The organism is Corallococcus aberystwythensis, assembly GCF_003612165.1.
GTDB classification, from domain to species: domain Bacteria; phylum Myxococcota; class Myxococcia; order Myxococcales; family Myxococcaceae; genus Corallococcus; species Corallococcus aberystwythensis.
Genome location: NZ_RAWK01000445.1, coordinates 1 through 4547, shown reverse-complemented (window position 1 = coordinate 4547; position 4547 = coordinate 1). Strand labels below are relative to the sequence as shown.

Annotated in this window: 3 protein-coding genes; all 3 read right to left on the bottom strand. The window is 71.0% G+C overall.

Going from position 1 to position 4547, the window contains the following annotated elements:
* On the bottom strand, positions 1-408 hold a 408-nt coding region (locus D7W81_RS39955), incomplete at its 3' end, for a hypothetical protein (protein ID WP_208721666.1).
* A gap of 23 nt (positions 409-431) precedes the next feature.
* Complete coding sequence (locus D7W81_RS39950) at positions 432-4133, bottom strand: type VI secretion system membrane subunit TssM (protein ID WP_120560568.1); 3702 nt, start codon at positions 4131-4133, stop codon at positions 432-434.
* Positions 4134-4136: 3 nt separating this feature from the next.
* Positions 4137-4463, bottom strand: coding sequence for a hypothetical protein (locus D7W81_RS39945; protein WP_147445800.1), 327 nt, complete (start codon positions 4461-4463; stop codon positions 4137-4139).
* Between the last annotated feature and the right edge of the window lie 84 nt (positions 4464-4547).

The following is a 4547-nucleotide window of genomic DNA, read 5'->3' as shown; positions in this document are numbered from 1 at the left end:
AGATGGGTATAAGAGACAGTCCTTGGGGGCCGCGGGCTGGGTGCCCGTGCGGATGCGGCCTTCGAGCAGCTCGATTTCCAGTGAGCCGGGCGCGGGCGTGTTCACGAACTGCTGCCAGGTGCCGTCCGGCGCGGTGAAGAGGAACGACACCGCCACCGGCGTGTTGTCCGGCAGCGATACCTTCATGCGCTGCAACCTGCCCGGATAGATGACCTCCGACAGCAGCACGTCCGCGTCCGGCTGGAAGATGCGCGCGGAGACCTCGCCATAGGACTCGATGGCGAACTGCTTTGGATCCACCTTGCGCACCAGCATGTACATCGGCCGGCCCTGGTTCGTCCCTGACGGGGCCTTCACGCTCAGGTGCAGCGTGCTCGGCTGGCACGCGGCCAGGAAACACAGCGCCAAAGGGATGCAGCCTGCCCATGGTTTCATCGCGGCACCTCGCGGAACGGGATCCAGGGCTCACCCTTGAGCCCGACGCGCAGCTCCATCACCCCCTCTGGGGGCGTGGCTGCTCGCGCTCTCAACGACCACTTGCGGTGCTGCGGGTCTTCCGTGGCCTGGGATGACTCCAGCAGCCGGAAGCAGCTCCACGCCGAACGCGACTTCTCCAGCGACGCGTACTGCACCGCCTGCTCCGAGGGCGCGCGCACCTCCAGCATCAGCGACGCCGTCTGCTGGTCCCACCACGACAGCGGGAACTCCTGCCACGACGGACTCTGGTTGTACGCCAGGAACGTCGTCTTGCCGCACTTGAGCGACCCCAGCGTCACGAAGCTGCCCGGGACGGGCGACTTCGGCAGCGGCAGCGGCATCACCTGCAACATCAGCGGCCGGGGCCTCCCCTCCGCGTCCCACAAGATGCGGGCCAGCCGCGACAGCTTCCCCAACGTGGGCAACATCCCCTGCGGAAACGCCAGGCGCGACTGGAGCGCGCTTCGCGCCACCCACTCCGAGCCTCGCTCCTCGCACACCGGTGTCAGCACCCGCGACACGAAATCCCAGAAGGCTCCGTCGAGCCGGCGCAGCACCTCCAGGTCTTCCTGTGCCACCTCCTGCGACGCGTCCTGCGTGAACGGGTAGTGCTTCAGCAGCGGACGCAGGAACCGGCCCGAGGCCTCCTCCCACTGCCGCTCCAGGGTCCGTTCAATCTCCCGCTGGCCCAGCTCGCGCACCGCGAGGAACGGCTGGCGGAAGGGCTGCCGCAGCTCTCCGATGAGGCCCTGTTGATCCAGCCACGCGTCCACCTTGCGCAGGTAGGACGTGTCGTCCTCCAGCATCATCGCGAAGGCCAGCCTCCCCAGCGGCGTGAGCAGCTCCTGGAGCTTCGCGGCCCCGCCGGCCGGCTGCGCGCTGCCGGTGGCCAGGCCTCCCGTGAGCGACGCCGTCGCCTCCGCGGGCACCACACCCTGACGGGGCACCGCGTTCAGCTCGTCCGACATCTGGGCCACCAGCGCCCGGTAGGGGTTGAGCGCCGTGTAGTTGCCCGTCTCGTCCGGCTTCATCACCGTGGCGATGGGCTTGAAGGGGGCCACCGCGTTGCGCAGGGATTCGTAGAACGGCCCTTCCAACGGCTCCAGCGCCACGCCCTGCGCCACGTCGCGCAGCATGTCCACCAGGTCCGAGGACGGCTGCGTGAGGCGCGACAGTTCCTCCGGCAACAGCGCCGGTATCACCGCCTGGAAGCGGTAGCCGCCCACGCGCTGAAACAGGCGGTTGCGGTACTGGACCGCGAACTGGTTCACCTTGCGGCGCACGTGCTCGTGGCGCTGCAACACCTCCTCCACCGGCAGCCCCGAGCCCTTGATGCGCGTGGTGAACTCATCCACCAGCGGGCGCAACCGCGTGTCGAACTCCAGCCGGTCCGACGCCAGGCTCGCGCCGCTCCGCGCCGCCACCGCCTCCTCGCCCTCCACCACGCCGAAGGGCAGGCGCCCCGTCTTCTCGTGGTAGCGCAAGAGCGCCTGGTGCAGGAGCCGCGAGCTGTCCTTGGGCCGGAACTCGAAGGTGCTCTGGAGCACCGGGACCTGGAGCACCGTAGGGCCGTTGCCCGGCAGCCACAGGCCGTCGCGCACCAGCAGCTCCGCCACGTTCATCTTCTGCACCGCCTTCACGCCCAGGAAGGCCTCCTCCTCCATGCGCAGCACGTTCGTCAGTACTTCGCGGTGGTCGTTGATCCACGCCACCGTCCGGATGGTGGAGGGGATGCCCCGGAAGCGGCTGGTGTCGACCCGCGCCTCGGAGGCGGCCAGGAGCTCCAGCGCGCGCGGCAGGCTGCTGAAGCGCGCGCTGTCATCCAGCAGCGTCTGGAGCCTGCGTCGCTCGTCCTGCATGGACTCCAGCTCCGCGTCCAGCTGCTCCAGCGCGCGCGGCTCCACGGCCCGGTTTGCCAGCAGGTCCTGCAGCCGTCGCAGGTGCGCCTGCCACGGCATCAGCTGGGACTCCTGCGTGAGCGGCTCCGGGAAGGGCCAGCGCGCCCAGCTGGCCTCGGGCGTGTCGGGCGCCGTCCACGGCGGATCGCTCATGACGACGTAGTCGGCCACCAGGGAGTCGTTCAGCCCCACCGCCGACACCCACGAGCGCCCTCCCTCCGACGCCGCCGCGTCCACGGCTGGGTCGGCCGGGCCGTCCTCCGACACGAAGCTCCAGTTCGGGCGCGTCTTCAGGCTGGACAGCACCAGCTGTCCCAACGGCTCCTCGCGCGAGCCGTGCAACGTGGCCAGCAGGTAGATGACCTGCTCCGGACGGCACGTGTCCGGCTGGCGGTGGCACTTCTCCAGGGCGGGCCGGATGTGGGCCTCGCGGATGCCTCGCGCCAGGCGTTGGCGCAGGTCCTCTCGCGCATCGGTGAAGCTGTAGCGCAACAGGGGCCACGTGTTCATGGCCCGCCACAACGAGTCCAGGGAGTGGCCCGCGGCGACCACCGGTTCCTGCACCGCGGCTCCGGACACCTCCTGCCCCTGGTCCCGGATGCGCTGGACCATCTCCTCGAAGCGCTGCACGCGGGTGCGCGCCTGGCCCAGCCTCCATGCGAAGTGCCCGTACACGGCCAGGAGCGGCAGTGCGCACGCCAGCCCCAGCAGCACCGCCCGGCGCAGGTGGATGTGCAGGTAGCGCGCGTGGACTGCCTTCGCCGTGCTGGCCTCGGCGGACACGGACAGGACGTCCGGGTCCCTGGCGTCCTTGTCCGCGGAGGACAGCGACACCGTGGCCAGCGTGGGGGTGTACGCCAGCGTCTGGCCCTCCATCAGTGCCGTCACGAAGCGCGACAGCGCCTCGAAGGGCGCGTTGCCTTCCGAATAGAAGCGTTCCAGCCGCTCGAAGGACTCCACCGGCAGCGCCGTCAGGCCCAGCGCCAGGTACTGCTCCTGGGCCTTGAGCAGCGAGCCCAGCCGGGGCTCCTGGCCGGGCGGGGGCAGGGGGAAGCGCAGCGGCACATGGTACGCGCGCAGGAGCTTCGCGAAGTCCGCGTAGCCCTCGCGCTCGTCCAGGTGGGTGAGGCACACGCGCGTCTCCAGCGCGCCCCCGCGGACCTCCGCCAACAGGTTCAGCTTGCCTCGCAGCAGCTGCGCCGTGCGGCGCACCTCGTCTGGGGGCGTGTCCTGCAGCCAGCGCGCGTCCAGCACCAGCACCGCCAGCGCCTGCTGGCCGCTTCCGAAGCTGTCCTTCCACAGCCGGCGCAGCGCCCCTCGCGCCTGGGGCGACTCGTCCTCCACGAGCTGCGCGGACAGCTCCTGGGCCACCACGTCCGCGCCCAGGTAGATCTGGAGCAGTGAATCCGTGAGGAGGCTGGGCAGGAACTGCCGCGCCTGCCGCTTCCAGTCCAGGTCCAGCTCGATGAGCCGCGACTTGCCCGCGCCCGCCGGCCCCAGCACCACCACACCCGGCAGGTCCCGTACCGCCACGCGGTGGCGCAGGGGCAGCCCGGCCAGGAACTTCTCGCGCACCTTGCGCAGCCGGTTCTTCGCCAGGGGCTCCGGCGCGGCGGCCGTCCCGGACGGCGCGGCCTTGCGCTTCGCGCGCCACACGAGGAACAGCGGGATGCCAATGGCCAGCAGCGCCACGAGGAGCAGCGCGTAGGGCTTCCACTTCGGCGGGATGAACGCGATCAGTTTCTTGATGACATCCATGGCTCAGCGCTCCCCCCAGCCCATGACGTTCCCGGCCCGGCCCGAGCGGTGGAGGGCCTCCAGGACGTCCTCCAGCGTGTCCACCATGCCCGCGAACGACGCACGGGCCTGCTGCTGCTCCTCCGGCGACAGCCGCGCGTCCCCGGGCCCCGGCAGCATGCGGGCCAGCGTCTGGCCCAGCTCGTCCAGCAGGGGAGGCAGGCCATAGCGCCCGGCGCCCAGGCGCGCGTCGACGGTCCGGCGCACCTCCTGGAGCAGGGCGGGCGCCGCTTCAATCGCGGCCACGGGCACGGGCGCGGGCGGCGCCTGGGGAGCGGTCCGAGGCTTCACCGGGTCACCCACCAGAGCAGGCCCTGCAGGCCCAGCACGCTCGCGGCGCTGGCCGCGTAGTAGCGGGCCGGGAAGGCGTAGAGC